This is a genomic window from Catenulispora sp. GAS73, assembly GCF_041262085.1.
Lineage (GTDB): Bacteria > Actinomycetota > Actinomycetes > Streptomycetales > Catenulisporaceae > Catenulispora.
Genome location: NZ_JBGCCM010000006.1, coordinates 211111 through 233564 on the forward strand (window position 1 = coordinate 211111; position 22454 = coordinate 233564).

General features: G+C 71.4%; 24 protein-coding genes. 12 read left to right on the forward strand and 12 right to left on the reverse strand.

Annotated elements, in window-relative coordinates; genetic code table 11:
- Nucleotides 1-105 precede the first annotated feature (105 nt).
- A complete protein-coding gene (locus tag ABH935_RS11340) occupies nucleotides 106-1077 on the forward strand; it encodes a hypothetical protein (protein ID WP_370377787.1) in 972 nt (323 codons plus the stop codon).
- Here ABH935_RS11340 and ABH935_RS11345 read toward each other — a convergent pair.
- The gene (locus ABH935_RS11345; protein ID WP_370377788.1) at nucleotides 1058-1963 is read right to left on the reverse strand and encodes an SURF1 family protein; all 906 of its coding nucleotides are present in this window, start codon (nucleotides 1961-1963) and stop codon (nucleotides 1058-1060) included. The genes ABH935_RS11340 and ABH935_RS11345 overlap by 20 nt on opposite strands.
- 61 nt (nucleotides 1964-2024) lie before the next feature.
- Entirely contained in the window at nucleotides 2025-3020 is a 996-nt protein-coding gene (locus tag ABH935_RS11350) for a DMT family transporter (RefSeq protein ID WP_370377789.1), read from the reverse strand.
- A gap of 70 nt (nucleotides 3021-3090) precedes the next feature.
- Here ABH935_RS11350 and ABH935_RS11355 point away from each other — a divergent pair, with 70 nt between their 5' ends.
- On the forward strand, nucleotides 3091-4464 hold the full coding sequence (locus ABH935_RS11355) for a PLP-dependent aminotransferase family protein (protein ID WP_370377790.1): 1374 nt from the start codon (nucleotides 3091-3093) through the stop codon (nucleotides 4462-4464).
- A gap of 52 nt (nucleotides 4465-4516) precedes the next feature.
- Here ABH935_RS11355 and ABH935_RS11360 read toward each other — a convergent pair whose 3' ends face one another.
- Entirely contained in the window at nucleotides 4517-5371 is an 855-nt protein-coding gene (locus tag ABH935_RS11360; protein ID WP_370377791.1) for an SDR family NAD(P)-dependent oxidoreductase, read from the reverse strand.
- Nucleotides 5372-5500: 129 nt separating this feature from the next.
- Between ABH935_RS11360 and ABH935_RS11365 the strand changes: the two genes are divergently transcribed.
- Nucleotides 5501-6124, forward strand: a complete 624-nt coding sequence (locus ABH935_RS11365) for a PadR family transcriptional regulator (protein WP_370377792.1) — start codon at nucleotides 5501-5503, stop codon at nucleotides 6122-6124.
- Between the two features lie 40 nt (nucleotides 6125-6164).
- Here the strand turns inward: ABH935_RS11365 and ABH935_RS11370 are convergent, their stop codons facing one another.
- From ABH935_RS11370 to ABH935_RS11390, 5 genes are all read right to left on the reverse strand, one after another.
- Nucleotides 6165-6446, reverse strand: coding sequence for a hypothetical protein (locus tag ABH935_RS11370; RefSeq protein WP_194916051.1), 282 nt, complete (start codon nucleotides 6444-6446; stop codon nucleotides 6165-6167).
- A 108-nt stretch (nucleotides 6447-6554) separates the two neighbouring features.
- Entirely contained in the window at nucleotides 6555-7874 is a 1320-nt protein-coding gene (locus tag ABH935_RS11375) for a hypothetical protein (protein ID WP_370377793.1), read from the reverse strand.
- A gap of 239 nt (nucleotides 7875-8113) precedes the next feature.
- Entirely contained in the window at nucleotides 8114-9067 is a 954-nt protein-coding gene (locus ABH935_RS11380; protein WP_370377794.1) for a GNAT family N-acetyltransferase, read from the reverse strand.
- Nucleotides 9068-9152: 85 nt separating this feature from the next.
- Nucleotides 9153-9899, reverse strand: coding sequence for a cyclopropane-fatty-acyl-phospholipid synthase family protein (locus ABH935_RS11385; RefSeq protein ID WP_370377795.1), 747 nt, complete (start codon nucleotides 9897-9899; stop codon nucleotides 9153-9155).
- 51 nt (nucleotides 9900-9950) lie between these two features.
- Complete coding sequence (locus ABH935_RS11390) at nucleotides 9951-10631, reverse strand: TetR/AcrR family transcriptional regulator (protein ID WP_370377796.1); 681 nt, start codon at nucleotides 10629-10631, stop codon at nucleotides 9951-9953.
- A gap of 89 nt (nucleotides 10632-10720) precedes the next feature.
- Here ABH935_RS11390 and ABH935_RS11395 point away from each other — a divergent pair, with 89 nt between their 5' ends.
- The 7 genes from ABH935_RS11395 (at nucleotide 10721) to ABH935_RS11425 (ending at nucleotide 17600) form a co-directional block, all read left to right on the forward strand.
- Nucleotides 10721-11521, forward strand: a complete 801-nt coding sequence (locus ABH935_RS11395; protein WP_370377797.1) for an acetoacetate decarboxylase family protein — start codon at nucleotides 10721-10723, stop codon at nucleotides 11519-11521.
- Complete coding sequence (locus ABH935_RS11400; RefSeq protein WP_370377798.1) at nucleotides 11511-12407, forward strand: SDR family NAD(P)-dependent oxidoreductase; 897 nt, start codon at nucleotides 11511-11513, stop codon at nucleotides 12405-12407. Before ABH935_RS11395 ends, ABH935_RS11400 begins: the two co-directional genes overlap by 11 nt.
- 10 nt (nucleotides 12408-12417) lie before the next feature.
- Nucleotides 12418-13743, forward strand: coding sequence for an amidohydrolase family protein (locus tag ABH935_RS11405; RefSeq protein ID WP_370377799.1), 1326 nt, complete (start codon nucleotides 12418-12420; stop codon nucleotides 13741-13743).
- A complete protein-coding gene (locus tag ABH935_RS11410) occupies nucleotides 13743-15005 on the forward strand; it encodes an amidohydrolase family protein (RefSeq protein WP_370377800.1) in 1263 nt (420 codons plus the stop codon). The genes ABH935_RS11405 and ABH935_RS11410 overlap by 1 nt, the downstream gene beginning before the upstream one ends.
- 337 nt (nucleotides 15006-15342) lie before the next feature.
- Nucleotides 15343-16431, forward strand: a complete 1089-nt coding sequence (locus ABH935_RS11415) for a serine protease (RefSeq protein ID WP_370377801.1) — start codon at nucleotides 15343-15345, stop codon at nucleotides 16429-16431.
- 116 nt (nucleotides 16432-16547) lie between these two features.
- Nucleotides 16548-16979, forward strand: coding sequence for a large conductance mechanosensitive channel protein MscL (gene mscL, locus ABH935_RS11420; RefSeq protein ID WP_370377802.1), 432 nt, complete (start codon nucleotides 16548-16550; stop codon nucleotides 16977-16979).
- A 126-nt stretch (nucleotides 16980-17105) separates the two neighbouring features.
- The gene (locus ABH935_RS11425; protein ID WP_370377803.1) at nucleotides 17106-17600 is read left to right on the forward strand and encodes a DUF1003 domain-containing protein; all 495 of its coding nucleotides are present in this window, start codon (nucleotides 17106-17108) and stop codon (nucleotides 17598-17600) included.
- Between the two features lie 8 nt (nucleotides 17601-17608).
- Here the strand turns inward: ABH935_RS11425 and ABH935_RS11430 are convergent, their stop codons facing one another.
- Both ABH935_RS11430 and ABH935_RS11435 read right to left on the reverse strand, forming a co-directional pair.
- Entirely contained in the window at nucleotides 17609-18493 is an 885-nt protein-coding gene (locus ABH935_RS11430; RefSeq protein WP_370377804.1) for a D-alanyl-D-alanine carboxypeptidase family protein, read from the reverse strand.
- A 71-nt stretch (nucleotides 18494-18564) separates the two neighbouring features.
- Complete coding sequence (locus ABH935_RS11435; protein WP_370377805.1) at nucleotides 18565-19338, reverse strand: LuxR C-terminal-related transcriptional regulator; 774 nt, start codon at nucleotides 19336-19338, stop codon at nucleotides 18565-18567.
- A gap of 239 nt (nucleotides 19339-19577) precedes the next feature.
- Here ABH935_RS11435 and moaA point away from each other — a divergent pair, with 239 nt between their 5' ends.
- Both moaA and ABH935_RS11445 read left to right on the forward strand, forming a co-directional pair.
- A complete protein-coding gene (moaA, locus tag ABH935_RS11440) occupies nucleotides 19578-20567 on the forward strand; it encodes a GTP 3',8-cyclase MoaA (RefSeq protein ID WP_370377806.1) in 990 nt (329 codons plus the stop codon).
- A 127-nt stretch (nucleotides 20568-20694) separates the two neighbouring features.
- Complete coding sequence (locus ABH935_RS11445; protein WP_370377807.1) at nucleotides 20695-21501, forward strand: isocitrate lyase/phosphoenolpyruvate mutase family protein; 807 nt, start codon at nucleotides 20695-20697, stop codon at nucleotides 21499-21501.
- 62 nt (nucleotides 21502-21563) lie between these two features.
- Here the strand turns inward: ABH935_RS11445 and ABH935_RS11450 are convergent, their stop codons facing one another.
- Together ABH935_RS11450 and ABH935_RS11455 are read right to left on the reverse strand one after the other, a co-directional pair.
- Nucleotides 21564-21788, reverse strand: a complete 225-nt coding sequence (locus ABH935_RS11450) for a hypothetical protein (RefSeq protein WP_370377808.1) — start codon at nucleotides 21786-21788, stop codon at nucleotides 21564-21566.
- Nucleotides 21789-21989: 201 nt separating this feature from the next.
- Nucleotides 21990-22406 carry a DUF3099 domain-containing protein gene (locus ABH935_RS11455; protein ID WP_370377809.1) on the reverse strand — a complete coding sequence of 139 codons (417 nt, stop codon included), beginning with the start codon at nucleotides 22404-22406 and terminating at the stop codon, nucleotides 21990-21992.
- Nucleotides 22407-22454: the final 48 nt, after the last annotated feature.

Genomic DNA, 22454 nt, shown 5'->3' on the forward strand with positions numbered 1-22454 from the left:
AGAGCCCGGGCTTTCGTCAAAATATTGAGTGCGGGGAGCGATCGCGGGTAGCCGGGGGCTGCTTCGCAATCCGGTACGACGACTCTCTCTTGGGGGGATCCGCAGGTGGGAACGAACGGACGCCACGCCGCCGAGGCTCGTAGGAGCTGGCCGGAAGGGGACCCGGTGGCGGTGGCGATGGTCGGCCTGCTCGACGTGGAGCTGCGCCGTCGCGGCTGCGCGTGGTCGATCGTGGAGGAGGGGCTGATCGAGGTCTACGGCCCGCACCGCGGCCGCTGGCCGCTGGCCGCCCTCAAGCGCCGGATGGAGGTGGCCGAGAAGGCCGACTGGCCGGAGATGGTCGAGGAACTGGTGCTGACCCGCGTGGACCCCTCAGGGTTCTACGCCAGTTCGGTGTCCCTCACCGGCGACCACGACTCGGAGTGGGCCTCGGTCCGCGGCCGGATCCGGGCCCGGCTGTTCGGCGGCGACGACGCCGACTCCGCGGCGCTGGCCGGGATAGAGCACCGGTTCTGCGCCGACGGCCTGGTGGAGGTCCTGGAGCTGGTCCCGCCCTCGCCGCTGCGCGACCCGCTGGGCGCCGGCGTGCGCTGGTACCGGCCCGAGGAGGGCCCGGTCGCGTACGGGGATCTGGCGCGCTGGAAAGTGACCGCGCGCGAGGCGTACCGGACGGCGCGGGAGAACGTGCGCCGCGAGGGCCTGCTGGAGACCCGGCTGCTGGAGGCGGAGGGCGTCAGCATCACGGTGGTGCGCGGCGGCTCCGGCTACGCGCCGACGCACTCCTTCTGGCTCCCCGACTACGTGTCCGTCGACAGCAACGGCGCGCTGGTGGTGATACCGAACCGCGGACTGTTCGCGGCGCACCCGGTGCGCGGACCGGAGGCGGTGGCCGCCGCCGAGGGCATGCTGCGCCTGGCGCGGCGGCAGTACGAGACCGGGCCGGGCCCGGTGAGCGATCAGCTGTTCTGGTGGCGGGACGGAGTGCTGTACCGGCAGGGCTCGCGCCGGGCCGAGGACGGGATCCGGTTCGAGCCGACGCAGGAGCTGGCGGACGTCCTCAGGGCGCTGGCGCGGTAGCGGGGGCGGCGGGCGCGTCGGCGTCTTCCGCCTCCTCGTCTTCTTCCTCGGCGTCCCCGGCGTCCTCGTCGTAGTCGTCGTAGTCGTCCTCTTCAGCCGCCTCGGCGGCCTCCCGGTCCCGGTGCTGGGCCTCGCGCCGGATGATCGTCACCCAGCCTCCGGCCGCGATCACACAGAACAGCCACCACTGGAACCAGTAGGACAAATACGGGCCCTCGTCCAGCGACGGTGCGTCCACCGGCGTGATCTGTACCCCTGCGGAATTCGTCGCGGAGTCAGCCGGCTTGGAGGTGATCACCTCGGCGTACCCGCCGCGCAGCTGGAGCCCGGTCTTGGCGGCCAGCGCGTCGGTGTTGATCAGGCTGATCTGCCCGGCCGGCAGGCCCGAGGTGACGTCCCGGATGCCGGTGTTGCCCTTGGTCTCGGACTGCTGCAGCCGTCCGGTGACGGTGACCGTGCCGGCCGGCGGCGCCGGGATCGCCGGCGACTGCTGCTCATCGGAGTCGACGGTCGGGATCCAGCCCCGGTTGACCAGGACGGACGTGCCGTCCGCGAGCGTCATCGGGGTGATCACCCAGAAGCCCGGGTTGCCGTTCTCCTGGTGGTTGCGGGCCAGGAACTGGTGCGCGGTGTCGAAGGTCCCGACCAGCGTGAGCTGCTTCCAGCGGGCCTTCTGCGGCACCGGGGCGCCCACCGCGTCGGTGTCCTCGATCGGCACCGGCGGGGCGTTCATCGCGGTCCTGATGACGGCGTTCTCCGCGGTGCGCTCGTGGTAGCGGCTTCGCTGCCACATCCCCAGGCCGATGAAGGAGGGGATGAGGATCAGCCAGATCAGGACATGAAGGCGGATCCAGCGCCAGGAGAAGACGAAACGGTACCGAGACACAGCCTGACGCTACCCGACGTCCCCAAGCGTGCCGGAGGCAGGTCGCACTCACCTTCCGGCCTCAACTCTTCGCCAATCCGACGACGATCCCCGCCACCACGACCGCCACCCCCGCCAGCTGCGCGATCCCCGGCGTCCCCACGCCGAGCGCGGCGCTGGCGGCGCAGGCCGCGACCGGCACCGTGCCGATCAGCAGGCCGGCGCGCTGCGGCCCGAGGCCGTTGAGCGAGCGGTACCAGAGCAGGAACGCGCCGACGGTCAGCGGGAGCGCGAGGTACAGCAGCGCGGCGGTCTCGGTGAGCGTGGGCACCCGCAGCATCGCGGTGCCGTCGGTGGCCAGACTCGCGACCAGCAGCGTCGGGACGGCGATGACGGTGACGTAGGCCGAGACCCGCAGCTCGCCGAACTTCGGCAGCAGCGGCACCGCCAGCAGCGAGAACAGCGCCTCGCAGGCCAGCGTCAGGACGGCGAACACGATCCCGGCCGCGCTGCCCGGCCCGAAGCCCTGGACCATCGCGCTCCCGGCGACCACCAGCCCCGCCGCGCCGATCGCCGGCCCCTTGCGCAGCCGGTGGCCGTGGCCGCCCTTGGTGACCAGCGGCCCGGCGAGCGCCAGCACCAGCGGCGAGCACGCCACGACGCTGCCGAGCGTGGCGGCGTCGGTGTGCTGGAGCGCGGCCAGGACGAACACGTTGAACAGGACCAGGCCGGTCGCCGACAGCAGGGTCAGCTGAAGCCACTCGCGGGCGGTCGGCCGCGGGCGGGGCGGGCCGCCGCGGCGCACGATGACGGCGAAGACCGCGGCGGCGAGGGTGTAGCGCAGGGCCTGGCCGCCGAGGACCGGGTAGCGGGTGAGGTGGGCGCTGACCGCGGTGGAGGCTCCGAGGACTGACATGGCCAGGGCGCCTTGGAGGACGTGGCGGGTGGCGGGGCGGGGGCGCCGCGCCGGGGATTGAGTGCTGCCGGTGGTGGCGGTGGCGGGGCGCGCCGGGGCCGGAGCTTGGGCTTGGGCGCCGGTGCCGCTCCCCGCACCCACCTCACCTGTGATCGTGGACATGCTGCGAGGCTAGGATCGGATTGGTCTGCGAGTAAGAACCAATCGGCGGCGCGAAAAGGGGACCAATCCGGTGGCCGAGATCCTGGTGACCGTCGACCGCACCGCCGGCCGCCTGGTCGAGCAGCTGGTCGTCGGCCTGCGCGACGGCATCCGCGCGGGCCGCATCGCCGGCGGCACGGTCCTGCCGCCGAGTCGGCAGCTGGCGGCGGAGCTGCGGTTGTCGCGCGGGCTGGTGGTCGAGGCGTACCAGCAGCTGGTCGCGGAGGGGTACCTGCTCAGCCGCACCGGCGCCGGGACGTGGGTCGCGGCCGGGCACGCGGTGGGGGAGCGGGCCGCGGCGCCGCAGGACGCGGCCGAGGCGGAGCCGGAGTTCGACCTGACGCCGGGGCGGCCGGACCTCGGGGCGTTCCCACGCACGGCGTGGGTCGCGGCGCAGCGCCGGGTGCTCAGCGACCTGCCGCACGCCGGCCTCGGCTACGGCGATCCCGGCGGCGTGCTGCGCTTCCGCGAGGAGATCGCGGCCTACCTGCGGCGGGTGCGCGCCGCCGATGCCACGCCCGAGCGCGTGGTCGCCATCAACGGCTCGGCCCAGGGTCTCGCGCTCGGCCTCCAGGCCCTGCACGAGCTCGGACACCGGGTGCTGGCGGTCGAGGACCCGTCGGCGGACCGTCCGCGCCGGCTGCTGGCCGCCTCGGGGATGACGCTGGTCGGAGTCCCGGTGGACGAGGCGGGCCTGGTCGTCGCGGAGCTGCGGCGGACCTCCGCGACGGTCGTCTTCGCCGGCCCGGCGCACCAGTACCCGACCGGCGTGGTCCTGGCCCCGGCCCGCCGCGCGGAGCTGATCGCCTGGGCCCGCGCCGCCGACGGCCTGGTCATCGAGGACGACTACGACGCCGAGTTCCGCTACGACCGCGACCCGGTCGGCTGCCTGCAGGGCATGGCCCCGGACCGCGTGCTGTACCTGGGGACGACGAGCAAGTCCCTGGCCCCCGCGCTCCGCCTCGGCTGGGCCGTGGCCCCGCAGCCGCTGGCGGACCGGATCCGAGACATCCGCCTGCACAGCGACCTCGGCGGCTCGGTCCTGGACCACCTGGCGATGGCGCACCTGATCGCCACCGGCGCCTACGACCGCCACCTGCGCACCGTCCGCCGCCGCTACCGGACCCGCCGCGACGCGCTGGTGACGTCCCTGGCCGCGGAACTGCCGGAGTGGAAGGTGCGCGGCGTGGCAGCGGGCCTGCACGTGCTGGTGGACCTGCCGCCGGGCAGCGACGAGGACGCGCTCGCCGCAGCGGCGGACGCGCAGGGCGTGCGCGTCCAGCCGCTGGCGCCGATGCGGTTCGCGCCGGGGCCGCCCGGGCTGGTGCTCGGCTACGCCGGGCTGACGCCGGGGCGGCTGGCGGAGGCGGGACGGCGGCTGGGGGTGGCGGCGCGGCGGGTCTAGCCGGGCCCGGTGCGCTGTTTGCGTGGCGTGGCGTGGCGTTCGGCGTTCGCGCCTATTGCGCCGCGGGGACCTTGTTCAGGCCCATGACTCCCGCCAGCAGCCGATCCCGCGTCCGCAGCGGCAGCCGCGCCAGTAGCCCGAGCATGCGCGTGTCGGGTCCGACGGTGTAGCGCGGCTTGGGCTTGCGCGCGGTCAGTGCCCTGATCACGGCATCGGCCACGATCGTCGGCGAGGCGGCCTTGGACTTGGCCAGCGCACCGTCCACGGCCTGAAGCTGCGCCTCGTAGAGGGCCCGTTCGGCAGGTGTCAGGGCGGCCTTCGCCTTCGCCGTGGCCTGCGCCGCCTTGGTGAAGATCGTGGTGTCTATGAAGCCCGGCTCGACCACGACCACTGGCAGGCCCCAGTGCGCGAGCTCCAGGCGCTGGGCGTCGGACAGCGACTGCAGCGCCGCCTTGCTCGCCGAAATCGGCCCGAAGAAGGGCCCTGCGACCCGCGCCGTGGCGGCGGTGATGTTGACCAGCCGTCCGCGGCCGGCGCGCAGCAGTGGCAGGAACGCCTGGGTGACCGCGACAGCGCCGAAGACGTTGACGTCGAACTGATGCCGCAGGTCCTGCGCGGTGACCAGTTCCAGCGGGCCCTGCACGATGATGCCGGCGTTGTTGACGATGCCGTGCAGCGCGGTGCAGCCGTCGGCCCGGACGTGGGTCACGGCGTCGGCCACGCTGGCGGGATCGGTGACGTCCAGCCGGAAGGTCCGGACATCAGGGTGCTCCAGAAACTCCCCGCCCGATTCGCGCACCGTCGCGTAGACGCGGAACCCGCGCTCGACCAGCGCCTGTGTCGCAGCACGTCCCACGCCGCCGCCTGCGCCGGTCAACAACACCGCGCGCTTCTGCTCGCCGTCCATGACAGTCCTCCCCATACGTCTTACTCAACATGTCTGCCTGTACATGTCATCGTCTACATGTCCGCGCCGATGTGTCAAGATGGACAGTCAGCCGCCGACTGCCACCGATCCGCCAGGAGGACCCCGCCGATGTCGCTGCGCCACGGCCTGCTCGGCCTGCTCGCCGAAGGCCCGGCCAGCGGCTACGACCTCGCCCGCCGCTTCTCCGAGGCCCTCGGCTCGGTGTGGCCGGCGCAGCACCCGCAGATCTACTCGGAGCTGGCACGCCTGGAGACCGCGGGCCTGATCGAGGTGGAGAGCACCGGCCCGCGCCGGCGCAAGGCGTACCGCATCACCGACGAGGGCCTGGCCGAGGTGCGCCGCTGGCTCGCCGAGGTGGAGGTGGACCACACGTTCCGGATGGAGACGCTGTTCCGCGCGTACTTCTTCTGGCTGATGGACCCCGAGGACCTGAAGACGCATCTGGCATCCGAGCAGGCGTTCTTCGCCGAGACCGCGGCGGCCCTACGCGGCTACGCCGAGACCAAGGACCGCGGCGACTGGGGCACGAGCGCGCAGACGCGGGCGATGCGGATCGCGCTGGAGGCGGGGATCCGGATAAACGAAGCGTTGGCGGGCTGGGCCCAGTGGGCGCACGAGACGGATCTCATGACCGCCGAGGACTTCGGCACGGCGAAGCCGAAGGAAGGCGCTGACTCACTCGACGCCGGCTCACCCGACGCCAACGCCAACGCCGACGCCGACGAGCGCTGACCGGCTCCCCGGCGTCAAAATCGGCCCGCGCTAGGCGCGGTCACGCACCCCCGCCGGCGGCGATCAGGTGCCCGGGGTGCGACGCGTGGTCGACGTGGTCGGCGATCCCGTTCGCCCCGGCCGACTTCGCGCAGTGCGCACAGCAGTAGAACTTGCCGTCCGCCTCCACCCCGTGCCCGACGATCCGGCACCGGCAGTGCTCACACGTCGGCGCCATCCGGTGAATCGCGCACTCGAACGAGTCGAAGGTGTGCTTCACGCCGGCGGCGACGACGTCGAACGACATGTAGTAGTCGTTGCCACAAACCTCACACACGGCCATTTCCGACTCCCGGGTCACGGTGACAGGACGTGGCGGCCTCTCCCGCCGAGAGCGGCCTACCCGGGGTCGTCGGGCGGTAGTCGGTCGCTAGGCCATGCGGGCGGGTGCCTACTTCGGCTTGCTGGGGCGCAGGCTGTCGATCACCTTGTTGGTGATGTCGAGGTTCGTCTTGAACTCCGGGTCGACGACCACGAGGAGTTTGACGACGATGTAGCCGAAGCTCAGCGACACGATGGCGCCCGAGTACGGCTGCTTGACCGGAAGGTAGTGCTCCGTGCACACGACCATGGCGGCAACCGCGATCAGGACCGACACCGCCTGACGGACCGTCCTCCACAGCCACGCGGGGACGGCCGCGCGGCGCGTGTGCCCCTTGATCATCAGGTCGCTCCAGGGGCCGTCGACGAATGTGCCGGCGGCCTTGGCGAACTTCCGGTACCCGTCGTCCGCTGTGATATCGCCCATTGCGATACATTTCTGTATTCGCAACAGTTCCGCTGAGACCCCGCTGCCGAGGAAGGCGGCGTCCCGGCGGGTGCCCTGATGACTGTTCCTGATGGATCGGGTCCACGCGGTGCGCGCGAATTTGGCGAGGACGCACAGGTAGCGGGAAATGGCTGTTCGTTTCCTCGTGCGGATGTCGGCGACCTTCAGCTCGCGCAGCGGCCGGCCGGCGCGGGTCGTCTCCCGAGGCTGGTCCCGCTCGCGCCGGAAGGTGACCGCGATGTCGACCAGCCCGAGCAGGAACAGGCTCGACGCCTCGTCTTCCCGCGACGCGCCCAAGCCGTGTTTTCTGTGCATCATCATGAGTAGCGTGCGCGGCGTGACGACGGCCAGCAGCCACAGCGAGACCAGTTGGACCAGTCCGGTCGCGCTGTGAGCCACGTGGTACCAGTTGACGACTTCCGTCGCCTTCCCGTCGGCCCACGCTGGGAGCCGGATGTCCGCCGACGTCAGGTCCGAGGATAACGAGATGTGCCGCAGCACAGTCAGCCCGCCGATGACGGTCGCGAACAGCGCGGGGTGGTGCATCGTCCGAACCCGGAATCTGAGCTGATTGAGACCCCTGACCAGAAGCGCCGCGAGGATGATCTCGAATCCCGCGGTGCTGAAGCGGTCGTGGCGCATGTCGGCGAACGGCGTGGTGAAGCCGATGACGGCCAGACCGGCCGTCGCGGCGTACTGCAGGGCGATCAGGAGCGGGCTCGCCTGGACCAGGCTGTGGATGCTGTCGCGGGCCGATTCCTCGGCGAAGATGTTGAGCGTGCCGGCCTCTACCGCGTCCTGCACCTTCTTCGTTTGTTCCGCAGACAGCACATCAGCGAAGTCGGCGGCCTTGGCCTGCCGGTGGATCTCGGCTTCGAGGTCCTTGATGCTGGTGCCGGGAAGCTCCAGGACGCGCGACGTCCTGCGGCGGAGAAAGGCCACCGTCCTCGTGGCTGTACGTCTCGCCGCCGCCGGGATCGACGGCTTCGCACTGCCATGCCAGCCACTGCCTGCCATCACGGTAGGTCAGGTTAGCGGTGTATCAGACTCCTGTATTAGGAATCGGAAACTGCGGGGATGTCCCTGAGTGCTGCGACTCCCTTCCCGCCGCCGCGGAGCCGGGTGCCGTGCGGACCAACGTCGCAGAAGCCTGATCCGCCTGCTCCGGCTCCGGCTGCCGCCTATGGCTCCCGGGGCAGTATGTGCACGACCTCGATCTGCTCCATGACGATCTGCGCCGTCAGCACCTGCGGCTCGCTCTCCTCGTCGTCGAAGGCGCCGTCGGCGAACTTCTCCCGGGCCTCCTGTTCGGCGTCGGCGTGCTGCTGTTCCTCGGACTCCGGCGGAGTCGGCACGCCCAGCACCGGCTCCTCGGGGCCGCCCTCGAACGAGACGGTCGTCGGCGTCGGCGCGCCTCCAACGCCGCCGCCGGCTGCGGGCTTGCTGAAGGCGTCGAAGCCCTCGACGGCGTCCGCAGCCTCGCCGGGAGCCGCAGCCTCAGCCGGAACGCCGGACGCAGCTTCAGCCGCCCCGGCATCTCCCGCCGCACCAGCGGCCCCAGCAGCGTGCGCCCCGCCGCGGCCGCCGCCGCGCCACTCGGGCATGGTGATGGCGTACATCGCCCGGTCCTGCCAATGGCCGGCGACCAGGAAGCGGTCCAGCAGCACGCCTTCCGGCCGCATCTTCACGTGCTCCGCCACCCGCATCCCCGCGGTGTTGCGCGGGTCCACGGTGGTCTGCACGCGGTGCAGTTCCAGGCGGGAGAACGCCAGCTCCAGCAGGAGGCGCGAGGCCTCCGTTCCCAGGCCCTCGGCCCAGCGGTCGGGGCGGAGGTAGACGCCGATCTCGCCCTGGCGGTGCGGGAAGCTGAGGATGTCCAGCGTCGCCGAGCCGATCAGGTCCCCGTACTGCTCGACCGCCAGGTAGAAGCTACGGCGGGGCTGGAGCTGCGCCATGCGCGCGGTCTCGGACAGCCACGCGCCGGTGGTGTCCGGGGTCGCCAGGGCAGGCCACGGGGTGTGCGCGGCGACCCGTGGATCGCCGGCTATGCGCTGCCAGGCCAGAAGGTCGTCGGGGCGGAACTCGCGCAGGGACAGGCGAGGGCCCCTCGGGTACTCAAGGAGCGGTGAAGACACGGCAGAACGTTATGCGATCGCCGGGCTCGCGTCAGCCCGAAAGCGACAATGCTTTGAGGGCATCAGTGCTCGGTCAAGGCCTGTACTACCCGGGAACACCCAGTGTGAGCATGGCGAATCCGAAGTAATCGCGGTGTCCGCGCAGCCAGATGCTCCGCTTGCTGTCTAGTTCGTCACGAACCGCCGCGGCGTCTGGATGGTCCGGATTGGCCAGCAGCCACTCCTCGGCGTCCATCGTCTCCAGCGATTCGTAGTCGTCCCACTCCGCGCGGGTCGAAGACTCGATGCGCAGCGGACGGAACCCGGCCGCGACGGCGTGGTCGGCCAGATCCGCCAGCAGCTCATAGCTTCCGGCGGTGGTCCCGGGCCACATCTCGGCCAGCCGCTCCGGCGGCGGCACCGTCTCCCAGTGCTCGACGCCGAAGAACAGCCGTCCGCCGGGATTCACCAACGGACGCAAGGTTTCCAGCGCCCGCGTCACGTTCCTGCCGAGCGCCTGCCACGCCCCGCTGCTGATCACCACGTCCGCCGGCCGCGCGTTCTCCCGCGCCGGTCCCTCGACGAACTCCACCCGGTCCCCGAGCCCGCGCGCCGCGGCGTTGGCGCGAGCGCGCGCGAGTTCCCGCCCGGACAGGTCCACGCCGTAGCCCCGCGCCGCCGGCGCCAGCGCCAGGACCCGCAGCAGCAGCTCACCCCAGCCGCACGCGTAGTCGGCGACCGTCGCCGGCTCGGTGGCTGCCAGGTCCGCGGCGATGCGGTTCGCGCGCTCCTCGCTCATCGGCGAGTAGAACACCATGCGTGTGGCCGGACCGACGATCTCCTCGACTGTCATGCCGACCAAGGTAGGCGGGACGCCGATCGCAGGCTACTGACCCGCGAGCAGCTACTGATCCGTGAGCGGCTGATCCGTAAGCGCCTGATCCGCGAGCAGCGACCGCACCAGCGCCTTGGTCGCCACCGCGAACAGCCGGTCGGCGTCCACCGGCGTGGCCAGCGCACCGGCCAGGTCCGCGTCCGGGGCCGGCTCCGCCTGCCACAGCTCCTCGGCCGACGGACGCTGCTCCGGCGAGCGGTCGGTGTGCCGTTCGACGAGGATGAACCCGATCACGTGGTACTGCACGGCGCGCACCGCCTCGGCGGCCCGCGCGCCACGCAGCCCGGCGGCCGAGATCTCGGCGATCAGGGCCCGCTGCGAGGGCAGGAACATCGCCGGAGTCAGCCCGCGCTCGTTGACCAGCCCGATCAGGTGCGGATGGTCCCGCAGCACCCGGCGCAGCTCCACCGCGAGCGACAGCACGCGCGCCGTCGGCGTCGTGCCGTGCGCCGGCAGCGTGTCCAGGCCGTGCACCATCTCCTGCACCAGTTCGTCGAGCAGCGCCTCGCGGTTGCCGACGTGCCAGTAGATCGACGTGACCGCGACCCCCAGCTCGGCCGCGAGCTTGCGCATCGATAGCCCAGCCACGCCCTGCTGCTCGACCAGGCGCGTCGCGGCGTCCAGCACGGCACGCCGGGTCACCGCCGGCGCGCGGCTCGGCTTCGCCGTCCCCTGGCTTCGACCGGTCACGGTGCCATCCTCTCGCCACCGATGGCTCTTTACCCTTCACGCGCACGGGTGTAACGGTGTTACAGAAGGCTTATGACGAGGAGTCAGATATGCCCAGAGTGCGCTACGGCCCCCGCGACCTCGAAGCCGTCGCCGCGGCCCGCGAATCCGCCTCGAAACTGCCCGACCTGTGGTCCACCGGAGTGCACGCCGTCTGGGAGACCGACCCCGACGCCCTGGCGCAGGTGCTGCCCCCGCCCCTGAAGCCGACCGCCAAACCGTACGTGCGCGCCACGATCAACCAGGTCGACATCTTCGGAACGCCGCTCGGTGCCGCGGCCATCTCCGTGGCCTGCGCGCACGGCGACGAAGAAGGCTGGTACAGCCTGGTCATGCCGATGACCACCGAGCGCTCGCTGATCGGCGGCCGCGAGGTGTTCGGCGAACCGAAGAAGCTGGCCGAGGTCGTGGTGGACCGGGACGGCGAGCAGGTGGCCGGCACGGTCACCCGGCACAGCGTCACCTTCGCCGAGATCCGTGGCCGGATCACCGGCGCCCTGGAACCCCCGGCGCCCTACGTCAAGGTCGACTGGTATCTCAAGTTCCTGCCGGCGGTGGACGGCTCCGGCTTCGACGCCGACCCGCTGCTCGTGCGCTGCGTCCGGAACGAGAAGACCCGAGCCCTGAACGCGGTCGAGGGGGAGGTCATCCTCCGCGAGTCCGCACTCGACCCGATCGCCGACCTCCCGGTGCTCCGGCTGGTCGAGATCACCTTCGGCGAGAAGACCTCCGACCAGCGCGGCGAGGTCGTGGCGCGGCTGGATCCGAAGGAGATCCTGCCCTACGTGCACCAGCGCTACGACGACCCGGCGCAGATCCATGACTCCGTGGAGGCTCCCGATGCTGGCTGACCTGCCCGGCAAGACCGCGGTCGTCACCGGCGCGGCCAGCGGCATCGGCCTGGCGATGGCCCGGCTGTTCGCGGCCGAAGGCATGAACGTGGTGCTCGCCGACGTCGAGGAGCCCGCGCTCGACAAGGCCGTCGCCGAGGTGGGTCAGCAAGCGGCCCAGGGCGCGCGGGCACTCGGCGTGGTCACCGACGTCTCGCTGCCGGAATCGGTGGAAGCGTTGGCCGACAAGGCTTTCGCCACCTTCCCCAGCGTCGACGTCCTCTGCAACAACGCCGGTGTCGGCTCCGGCGCCGAGGGCCCGATGTGGCAGCACGAGCGCACCGACTGGCAGTGGGCCTTCGCGGTCAACGTCTGGGGCGTCTTCCACGGGATCCAGGCCTTCCTACCGCGCATGATCGCCCAGGACAGCCCCGGCCACGTCGTCAACACCAGCTCCCCGGACGGCGGCATCGCCCCGCTGCCCACGGCCAGCGTCTACGCGGTGACGAAAGCCTCGATCGTCACCATGACCGAGGCCCTCTACGCGCAGCTGAAGCAGGCTGACGCCAAGATCGGCGCCTCGGTGCTCTTCCCCGGCCCGCACATGGTGCGCACCGGCCTCTGGGAGAGCTACCGCAACCGTCCCGAGCGCTACGCGAAGTCCAAGCCGCGGCAGAGCCCGTATCCCACCCTCGAAGGCTGGGAGCAGGCGATGAAGGACGCCGGGCTGGAAGCGAAGATGACGGAGCCCGAAGAGGTCGCGGCACACGCGCTGGAGGGGATCCGGACCGGGAGCTTCTGGATCCTGCCGAAGGGCGGCAGTTCCGACGACATGATCCGGCGGCGCTCGCAATCGATGCTGGAGCGCGCGAACCCGGGATACCTCGAAGAGTTCATCCTGGACTGAGGAGAAAGCCATGCCAGAGCTCGACAACAGCCCCTACGTCGTCATCTCCTCCGACTGCCACGCCGGCCTGCCGACCGAGGAGTACCGCACCTACATCGAGGCCAAGTACCACCCGGCCTTCGACGACTTCCTCGCCGAACAGGCCGCCCGCGTCGAGGCCGCGACCAAGCTCGGCGTCCGCAACCCCGAGTTCGCCCGGAACTGGTTCGAGGAACACGAAGAAGGTCTGCGCGGCGGCTGGGACTCCGCGCAGCGCGACAAGGAGCTCGACGCCGACGGCGTGACCGCCGAAGTGATTTTTCCCGACGCCGATGCTGTCGAGTCCACCACCGCCGCACCCTTCGGCGTCGGCCTGACCTTCTCCGGCGGCCTGGACCAGGAGCTGGCGCTGGTCGGCGCCCGCGCGCACAACCGCTGGCTGGCCGAGCTGTGCGCGCACTCGCCGGAGCGGCGCCGCGGCGTGGCGCTGGTGCCGATCACCGGCGACGTGGACGCCGCGGTCGCCGAGATCCGCCGGGCCAAGGACTCCGGGCTCGGGGCGGTGATGATCCCGGCGATGTGGGAGGACAAGGCGCCGTACCACGACCGCCGCTACGACCCGGTCTGGGCGGCCTGCGAAGAGCTCCAGATGCCGGTCGCGACCCACTCCGGCGTGGCGCCGCGCGACGAGTACGGCGACCACCTGGGCATCTACGTCTCCGAAGTGACCTGGTGGCCGGCCCGGCCGATCTGGTTCCTGATCTGGTCCGGGGTGTTCGAGCGCTTCCCGCATCTGCTGTTCAGCGTCACCGAGGCCGGCTGCTGGTGGGCGCCGAACCTGCTCTGGTTCATGGACCGGCTCTTCCTCGGCGCGCACGCCGCCGCCAAGCTCACGCCGTTCGAGGAGGTGAAGCGGCCGCCGAGCGAGTACTTCGACCGCAACTGCTTCATCGGCGCCTCGAACACCAAGCGCCGCGAGCTCGCGCACCGGTACGAGATCGGCGTCGACAACATGCTGTGGGGCAACGACTTCCCGCATCCGGAGGGGACCTGGCCGAACACTCGCAAGTGGCTCAGGACCACGTTCCACGACATCCCGGTCGACGAGACCCGGCGGATGATCGGCCTGGCCGCCGCCGAGGTGTACGGGTTCGACGTCGACAAGCTGGCGCCGGTCGCCGAGCGGATCAACCTGCGGCCCAGCGATCTCGGTCAGAGCGGCGGGGAGGCGGCCGGCTGGGCGGCGGCGCGCGAGGTCGGCCGGCACTGGCTGACCGGGCACGACTTCCCGGTCATCGGCTACGGCGCCACCCTCGGCGGGCACCACACCGACGGCGTCGGACCGGAGGTGTCGTGATGACCGGGAACACCGATGGCGCAGCGCGGTACACCGTCATCTCCGCCGACGGCCACGCCGGCGCCGACCTGCTGGACTACCGGCCGTATCTGGAGTCGAGGTACCACGACGAGTTCGACGCGTGGGCCGCGACGTACGTGAACCCCTACGAAGACCTCCTGCACGGTGACGCAGAGCGCAACTGGGACTCCGCGCGCCGCCAGGCCGACCTGGAGCGCGACGGCATCGTCGCCGAGGTGCTGTTCCCCAACACCATCCCGCCCTTCTACCCGAGCATGTCGCTCGGCGCGCAGCAGCCGAGCGCCGAAGAGTACGAACTCCGCTGGGCCGGCCTGCGCGCCCACAACCGCTGGATGGCCGACTTCTGCTCCCGGACCCCCGGCCGCCGCGCCGGCACCTGCCAGGTCCTGCTCGGCGACATGGACGACGCGGTCGCCGAGGTCCGCTGGGCCCGCGAGCACGGCCTGTTCGGCGGCGTCCTGCTGCCCGGCACCCCGCCGGGGACGTCGGTCCCGCAGCTGTACTCGGACGTGTACGAACCGCTGTGGGCGGTCTGCGAAGAGCTCGACATGCCGATCAACCACCACGCCGGCTCGGCGTCCCCGGAGATCGGCCAGGAGCCGGCGGCGCGCGCGGTGTTCATGATGGAGATCACCTGGTTCGCGCACCGCGCGCTGTGGCACCTGATCTACGGCGGCGCCTTCAAACGGCACCCGCGCCTGAAGTTCGTGCTCACCGAACAGGGCTCCGGCTGGGTGCCGGGCGTCCTGGAGATGCTCGACTACTACCACCGGGCGCTGGTGCGCCGCATGAGCTCGGCGATGGACGACGCCGGCGCGGTCACCGCCGAGAGCCGGTTCGGCGCCGGGATCGCCGAGGCGGTAGGCCTGGCGCCGAGCGAGTACTGGAAGCGGAACTTCTACCTCGGCGCCTCCTTCATGCGGCCCGACGAGGTGCCGCTGCGGCACGCCATCGGTCTGGAGAAGCTGATGTGGGGCGGCGACTACCCGCACGACGAGGGCACTTTCCCGTACTCGCGCGAGGCGCTGCGCAACTCCTTCGCCGGCCTGCCGCACGCGGAGATCACCGCGATCCTCGGCGGCAACGCGGCGCGGGTCTACGGGTTCGACCTCGCCGGGCTCGACCCGATCGCCGCTGTGGTGGGCCCGACCACCGCGGAGATCGACGAGCCGCTGAAGCAGGCGCCCTCGGACGCCACCTCGCCGACCTTCGGCACCGACAGCGTGATCCGGGTGTGGTGAGGCTGCGGGTGGCTGACCTGACCGGTACCTGCACGACGTCTCCGCTTAAGGAGGAAGTCGCTGGGCATACGTGATCTCGTGGAACACGGCACACGGCACACGGCGATCCGCCACCGTCACTCGGTCGGCGGATCGCTTCACGTTCGGCGCAGTCCGGGCAGTCCTTCATCACTTGCTCAGGTGCTGGAGGTTCATTGGTCGGACCGGAGCTGGGACGCGGCGACCGCTGCGCTTTCATGGTGATCTATATCTGTGGCTTACACGCCGGGCGGCAGAGTGACACCGGAACGGCCGCTCGGCCGGCGGACGGGTCGGAGGTGAGCGGAGGGTGACGCCGATGGAGGTTCCCGACCGGCTGTCGCGGGTCGCGCGCATGCGCCGGCGCGCCCAGGCCCGCAAGCGTGCCCGAGCCCGCCGCGCGGCCCTGGCCGCCGGAGCGGCCGGGATCGTGGTGATCGCTGGGATGCTCGGCACCGCGTTCAGCACGCCGGAGTCGGCCGGGGCGGCGACCGCCGAAGGGGCCGTGGAGTCCGCGCCTTCGCCGGCGGCCGCGACCAGCAGTCCCTCGACCTCGACGACCACCGACGCCGGTGCCGCCGCGGCCGCGGCCGTGCCACCGGCGGCAGCGGCGGTGACCAGCGTGACCAGCACGGCCCAGCCCGGCAGCGTCACCCCCGAGCCGACCACCGGCACCTCGACGACCAAGGCCGCGGCGGCCGCGGCCGCCGGGCCCGGCTCCACGGTCGACAGCACGGACGAGTCGTCGAGCTCGCCGAGCGGGAAGCCGTTCGGCGGCACCGCGGTGGCAGGGGTCCTGTACCAGCCGAGTTCCGGCGTTTCCAGCCACTTCTGCAGCGCCTCCGTGGTGCACAGCTCCGCCGGGAACCTGGTCATCACCGCAGCGCACTGCGTGTACAGCGACGGTCCCAAATCGGACATCGCGTTCGCGCCCGGCTTCCACGACGGCCAGCTGCCCTACGGCTCCTGGACCGTCACCAAGGTCGTGGTCTCCCAGAACTGGCAGAGCTCCAACGACCCGGACGAGGACGTGGCGTTCCTGCAGGTGGCGCCGAACTCCAGCGGCGCCTCGCTGGAGTCGGTGACCGGGGCCGACCAGATCGCCTTCGACCAGGGCTTCGGGATGCCGGTCACGGTCCCGGCCTACCCGCAGGGCTCGGACACCCCGATCACGTGCGTGGCGCCGGCGAAGAAGTACAGCGCGACGCAGACCGAGTGGGACTGCCGCGGCTATCCGGACGGCACCTCCGGCGCGCCGTTCCTGACGAAGGTGGACTCCAGCGGGGAGAAGGGGACTGTCATCGGCGTGATAGGCGGCTACCAGCAGGGTGGCGACACTCCGGACATCTCCTACAGCGCCTACTTCGGCTCGGCCGTGCAGGCGCTGTATCAGAGCGCGTCGTCATAATCGGTCAGTTTCGCCGGATTCAATCCTGTCGGGTCAGATAACATGTGACTCATCCGTACCAGCCCCTTGATCGCGTTCGGTACGCTTTAGCCTCCCCCCGAAGCGGCGGCCCCGTCGTGCGGCCGCCGACCCCCCCTCGTGGAAGGCTCCCGATCTTGTTCTCCGGCTTCAAGAAGTTCCTGATGCGTGGCAACGTCGTCGACCTCGCGGTCGCCGTGGTCATGGGCGGTGCGTTCAGCGCCATCGTCAACTCGCTGGTCAAGGACATCATCATGCCGTTGATCACGGCGATCTTCGGCAAGCAGGACTACACGAAGCTGAAGGTGACGATCAACAAGTCGGAGTTCGCGTACGGCGACCTGCTGACCAACGTCATCACCTTCGTGAGCGTCGCCGCCGCGGTGTACTTCCTCATCGTCATGCCGATCAACCGCATCAACGAGCGGCGCAAGGCCCGCCTGGGGATCCCGGAGCAGGCCACGGCGACCGAGAAGGAGCTGCTGGCGGAGATCCGCGACCTGCTCGCGGCGCAGCGGAACGGTCGCTGACTCCTCGCCGGCGCCGCTCCCCGTACGCCCTGCTCACGGGACTCTCACGGACCCGGCCGACCGAGTTGGTAAAGAGTTCCAAGGTCAGCGACAAATCTGTGACTTCGCTCTGCGACACTCGCTCGCATGACCGCACAAGCCCAGCTGAAGTCCTCCATGAAGTCCGCCGTGAAGCACATAGCGCCGGGGAGCTGGCGCCGGCACCCCGGCGTCCGCACCGGCGATCAGCTCACCCGGGGCGAGCGTGCCGCGGACAAGATGCGCAACGGCATGGGCTCGTGGATGTTCGTCTTCGTCTCGTTGGTGTTCCTGGCCGTCTGGATGACGCTCAACATCGTCCTGGACAAGTCGACCGGACACACCTTCGACGCGTACCCGTTCATCCTGCTCAACCTGGTGCTCTCCTGCGTGGCGGCGCTGCAGGGCGCGATCCTGCTGATCGCCGCCAAGCGCTCGGACCAGGTGTCCAGTGAGCTGGCGGAGCACGACTACGAGGCGGACTGTCAGTCGCGCGAGATGCTGCACGTGCTGACCGAGGAATTCGCGGCGCTGCGCAGCCAGCACGCGGAACAGAGCCGGCAGCTGGCCGAGCTGATCTCCCGGCTGCCTCAGGCGGAGTAGCGGCTCTGCTACGGATGCGGCAGCAGCGACGGGCACCCCTGCGTCTTGTACCGGGGCTGGTACTCGAAGTGCCACGTCTCGTCCTGGTACCGGCGGCACAGCCCGTACTTCCCGGCCGTCGACTCCAGCCAGGCGGCGGCGGACGGCGGGGCGATGTCCATCGCGTAGCCCTGCACGTGGGCCGACTCGCTCGGCGGGAGCGCGTACTGGCGGGCGGCCTGCGGGGAGCCCAGCTGCTTGACCCAGCAGTCGAAGATGCGTTGCTGGTAGGCAGCGGAGCGATAGCCGGAGTTGAGCGTGAAGGTCAGGCCGGTGGCCTGCGCGGCCTTCTGCGCGGTCAGGAACGCCTGCTGCGTGCCGCGGGTCATGCCGGTGAACTTCGTCGCATCGTCGGCGGCGGTGTCGTGGCTTGTGGTCTCGCAGTCGCCGTTCTCGCCGTTCGCCGGCGGGGCGGCGCTCTTGCTCGGCGACGTCGGCGAGGTCGGTGAGGTCGGCGAGGTCTTCGGGGACGACGACGGGGTCTTGGCGTCGGATGTCGGCGGCAGGGTGCTGGTGCCCGTTGCGGAGCCGCTCGTCGTGCCGTCGGTGCTCGGGGTGTCCGGCGCGGAGGTCTGCCCGGGCGTCGGGCCGGGCGTGGAGCTCGACGCGGCGGCGTTCAGCGCGGTGTCGTGCGAGGTGGAGTGCGAGCCGCCGGTGAGGGCCGCGGTGGTGCCGGCCACGGCCAGCGCCGCGATCGCTACGCCGCCGACAATGAACCAGCGCTTCGGCCGGCGTCCGGTCGGTTCGCCGGAGGCGGGACCGCTCTCGTATTCGCCGGCCCGGGCCGCCGCCTCCGCCGCGGCGCGGCCGATGTCCTCACCCGGCTCCGGCGGCGTGTGATCGCGCTGTTCCATGACTGGAAAGACGTGCGAAGGGCGCTTTTCGTTGCTGCCCGCGGTGTCTCGGTTGAGTCACGACCGCCGAGTCACGACCGCCAGCGGGTGGCGGCCTGCACGCGGCACCGGACGCCGAGCTTCACGTACGCGTGCTCCAGATGCTTGTCGACGGTCCGCGGGCTGATCCCCAACCGCGTGGCGATCTGCCGGTCGGTCAGCCCCCGGCACAGCAGGTCCAGCACGTCCGCCTCGCGCGGCGACACCTTCTCCCGCCGCGGGCCCGGACCGCCGAACGGGGCCAGCGCGCGGCCGATGCGCGGCCGGACCGCCTCGGCGACGGCCACGTCGTGCGGTGTGAAGTCGGGCGCGGCGCGGTTGAAGAGCACGACCACCCGCCGCTGCTCGTCCGGCCGTACCGCCATCACCAGCTGGCGCCGCGCGCCCAGCGGAGCGAACAGTGCGGAGAACACCGGGAGCCGGTGGAACTCCGGGTCGGTCTGCAGGTCCGAGCGCCGGGTCGCGGTGCCGGGGCCGTGCCAGGCCGCCGCCAGCAGCGGGTCGTCGGTGTGCGCGGCCAGCAGCGCGGCCTGCTCGGCGCTGACCGACCCGGCCGGCTCGGCGCGCCAGGTCGCCGGATGCCGCCGGTCGGAGGCCAGCCACAGCACGGTGTCGGCCGGGACCGCGCGCCGCAGCACCGGCAACAGCCGGTCCACCAGCTCGACCTCGTCGACCGCGCCGAGCAGGACGTCCGCGACGGCCAGGATCCGGCACAACCCGACCTCGCCGGGAGTCGGGATGCGGGCCGGCGAAGCCGGCCGCGGCGTGGGGGCGAGCTGGGGTGGAGACGTGAGCTGAACCGGCATGCGGATCACCTGCGATCGCGACGTGTGCGGCGGCTGCGGTATCGGGCGGACCTTGGTGGCTCTGCGTGGCGGGATTCTGCCTGAGGGTGGAACACCATGCAGCCTAGCGAGCCTCAGCAACCTCGGATATGCCCTTGCGCATCGAGTCTTCGCACTGTGGACGGGAACAACGGGGGGTTCTGAGAAGCTGGGAAGGTAAAGCGGGATCTTCGGCGAGGCTTGGCGGAAAGAGGGGCACGATGCTGGTCGACACGTTCGGCAGAACGGCGACGGACTTGCGGGTGTCCCTGACCGACCGCTGCAACCTGCGGTGCACCTACTGCATGCCCGCCGAGGGGCTGCCCTGGCTGCCCAAGGCGGAGCTGCTCACGGACGCGGAGATCCTGCGCCTGATCAGCATCGCGGTCCACCTGCTCGGCGTGGACCAGGTGCGCTTCACCGGCGGCGAACCGCTGGTCCGGCCGGGCCTGGCCACCCTGGTGGCGCAGGTGGCGGAGCTGCGCCCGCGCCCCCGCATCTCGCTGACCACCAACGCCCTCGGCCTGGCCCGCCTGGCCCCGACGCTGAAGGACGCCGGCCTGGACCGGGTGAACGTCTCGCTGGACACGCTGGACCCGGCGGTCTTCCGCGAGCTGACCCGCCGCGACCGCTTCGCCGACGTGGTGGCCGGCCTGGAGGCGGCGGCCGAGGCCGGGCTGACCCCGGTGAAGGTGAACAGCGTCCTGATGCGCGGCGTCAACGACGCCGAGGCCCCGGCCCTGCTCAGGTGGTGCCTGGAGCGCGGCTACGAGCTGCGCTTCATCGAGCAGATGCCGCTGGACGCCCAGCACGGCTGGGACCGCGCGCAGATGGTCACGGCCGACGAGATCCTGGCGGCCCTGGAGACCGAGTTCAAGCTGACCCCCGAGGGCGCGGCGGTCCGCGGCGCGGCCCCGGCGGAGACCTGGCTGGTGGACGGCGGCCCGGGCCGGGTCGGCGTGATCGCCAGCGTGACCCGCCCGTTCTGCGGCGCCTGCGACCGGGTCCGCCTGACCGCCGACGGCCAGGTCCGCACCTGCCTGTTCGCCCGCGAGGAGTCGGACCTGCGCGGCGCGCTGCGCGACGGCGCGAGCGACGAGGAACTGGCCCAGCGCTGGCGCGTGGCGATGCTCGGGAAGAAGCGGGCGGCGGGGATCGGGGAGCCGGGGTTCGTGCAGCCTGAGCGGCCGATGTCGGCTATCGGGGGCTGAGCGGGCGGTCGGCCTGACGCTCGGCACAACGCTCGACTTTCGGCGCGGCCGACCGCACGCCGCCCCGACGGATTCACCTCCCGCCGAATCAGATGCGACCGTGGGCGCGGTCTGATTCGCTGTCGGCATGACATCTCAGCACGACAAGGCCACCCGGTTCCACGCCCTCCACGTCCCCGGCACCCCGCTCGCCCTCGCCAACGCGTGGGACGGTGCCAGCGCCCGCATCGTTGCCTCCACCGGCGCGCCCGCGGTGGCGACCACCAGTGCCGGCGTCGCGTGGGGGCTCGGCTCGGCCGACGGCGGCCACCTCGACCGGGACCGCGCGGTGGCGCTGATCCGGCGGGTCGTGGACACCGTCGAGGTGCCGGTCACCGCCGACGTCGAGGACGGCTTCGGGCCGGACGCGGACGCGGTGGCCGAGACCGTCGCGCAGGTGATCGGGGCCGGTGCGGTGGGGGTCAACATCGAGGACGGGCCGCGCGATCCGGCCGAGCTCGCCGCGCGGATCACCGCGGCGCGCCGGGCTGCGGACAACGCAGGCATCCCGCTGTTCATCAACGCCCGGATCGACGTGTTCCTGTTCGGGCTCGGCGCCGCCGAGGACCGCCTCGGCGAGACGCTGACGCGGGCCGAGCGCTACCTGGCCGCCGGGGCCAGCGGGATCTTCGTACCCGGGGTGGCCGCCCCGGAGACCATCGCTGAGCTGGTCAAGGGCATCGAAGCGCCGCTGAACGTGATGGTCGGCCCCGGGGCGCCGACGGTCGCGGAGCTCGCCGCGCTCGGGGTGGCGCGGGTCAGCCTGGGCGCCGCCGTGGCCGAGGCGGCCTATGGGCTGGTCCGCCGCGCCGCCGAGGAACTGGCCAAAAGCGGCACCTACACGACGGTCGAGGGCGGGCTGCCGTATCCGGAACTCAATAGTCTGATGAGCTGATCGCTCCGTGCTGAGGAACTTGAGGCATCCGCTGTTTTCCGCCAAGAGCGGCGGGTGCTTTCTCAGTCCTGCGGCGCGCCGGGCGTGAAGGGCTCCACCTCGATGAGGAAGCCCCGGAGGTCCAGGAAGTCCGCCAGGTGCTGCCGGTGCTCCTCGCAGGCCAGCCACACTTTCCGCCGCTCCGGGGTGTGCAGCTTGGGGTTGTTCCACACCACGCTCCAGACCGCTCGCGTGCGGCAGCCTTTTGCCGAGCAGACGGCGGTCGTGGAGGAGTCTTCCGAGGTCACAAAGCCACTGTAGAACAGCTTCGCCGGGAAGAGAGACGCGGCGTCGAACGGCCACGGGGGGAGCCGCTCGACGCCGCAAGTGGCGCCCCGACGGGGGTTCAGGGCGCAGGTAAGAAGTATGACATGCGTAGACCCGCTAAGGGAATGGGCCCCTTACTTTTCGCCAACCGGGGCGGGCACGCCGCTCGACCAGCGGCGGGCTCAGTCGTCGTCGCCGACGATCCGCCCGACGATGGGCTCCTCCGGTGCCGAGCCATCGTTGTCTCGGGGGTCTCCGGGGCGGTCCGACGCCGCGTTCCGACCGCTTTGTCCGGGCAGTAGCGCCTGCCGCTCGGCGTGCGTGAACGGGGAGTCCGCACCCGGCTCCGGCTCGCGTCCGCCGTTGGCGTACACCACCGCGACGTACGGCAGCACCAGCGCCAGCACCGCCAGCCCGATCTTCCACGGCCAGGCGATCGGCAGGATCACGATCAGCAGGAACGCCGCGATCCTTATCCCCATCGCCATCAAGTACTTCGACTCCCGGGACCGGATGTCCTGGCTGAGCGGCTTGGGGGCGTCGGTGATCCCGTGTACGACGTCCTGCCGATGTCCGCTCTTGTCCCGCCCGATCCGCATACTCCCAGGCTACGCCCGCCGTCCCGGCCCATGACAGGACCCCGCCGA

Coding starts and splice junctions, on each gene's coding strand:
- ABH935_RS11350 (WP_370377789.1), bottom strand. CDS start 3,020: ATGTCCACGATCACAGGTGAGGTGGGTGCGGGGAGCGGCACCGGCGCC.
- ABH935_RS11425 (WP_370377803.1), top strand. CDS start 17,106: ATGACCGCACAAGCCCAGCTGAAGTCCTCCATGAAGTCCGCCGTGAAG.
- ABH935_RS11395 (WP_370377797.1), top strand. CDS start 10,721: ATGCCCAGAGTGCGCTACGGCCCCCGCGACCTCGAAGCCGTCGCCGCG.
- ABH935_RS11435 (WP_370377805.1), bottom strand. CDS start 19,338: ATGCCGGTTCAGCTCACGTCTCCACCCCAGCTCGCCCCCACGCCGCGG.
- ABH935_RS11430 (WP_370377804.1), bottom strand. CDS start 18,493: ATGGAACAGCGCGATCACACGCCGCCGGAGCCGGGTGAGGACATCGGC.
- ABH935_RS11405 (WP_370377799.1), top strand. CDS start 12,418: ATGCCAGAGCTCGACAACAGCCCCTACGTCGTCATCTCCTCCGACTGC.
- ABH935_RS11410 (WP_370377800.1), top strand. CDS start 13,743: ATGACCGGGAACACCGATGGCGCAGCGCGGTACACCGTCATCTCCGCC.
- ABH935_RS11445 (WP_370377807.1), top strand. CDS start 20,695: ATGACATCTCAGCACGACAAGGCCACCCGGTTCCACGCCCTCCACGTC.
- ABH935_RS11365 (WP_370377792.1), top strand. CDS start 5,501: ATGTCGCTGCGCCACGGCCTGCTCGGCCTGCTCGCCGAAGGCCCGGCC.
- ABH935_RS11360 (WP_370377791.1), bottom strand. CDS start 5,371: ATGGACGGCGAGCAGAAGCGCGCGGTGTTGTTGACCGGCGCAGGCGGC.
- ABH935_RS11455 (WP_370377809.1), bottom strand. CDS start 22,406: ATGCGGATCGGGCGGGACAAGAGCGGACATCGGCAGGACGTCGTACAC.
- ABH935_RS11385 (WP_370377795.1), bottom strand. CDS start 9,899: ATGACAGTCGAGGAGATCGTCGGTCCGGCCACACGCATGGTGTTCTAC.
- moaA (WP_370377806.1), top strand. CDS start 19,578: ATGCTGGTCGACACGTTCGGCAGAACGGCGACGGACTTGCGGGTGTCC.
- ABH935_RS11370 (WP_194916051.1), bottom strand. CDS start 6,446: ATGGCCGTGTGTGAGGTTTGTGGCAACGACTACTACATGTCGTTCGAC.
- ABH935_RS11400 (WP_370377798.1), top strand. CDS start 11,511: ATGCTGGCTGACCTGCCCGGCAAGACCGCGGTCGTCACCGGCGCGGCC.
- ABH935_RS11415 (WP_370377801.1), top strand. CDS start 15,343: ATGGAGGTTCCCGACCGGCTGTCGCGGGTCGCGCGCATGCGCCGGCGC.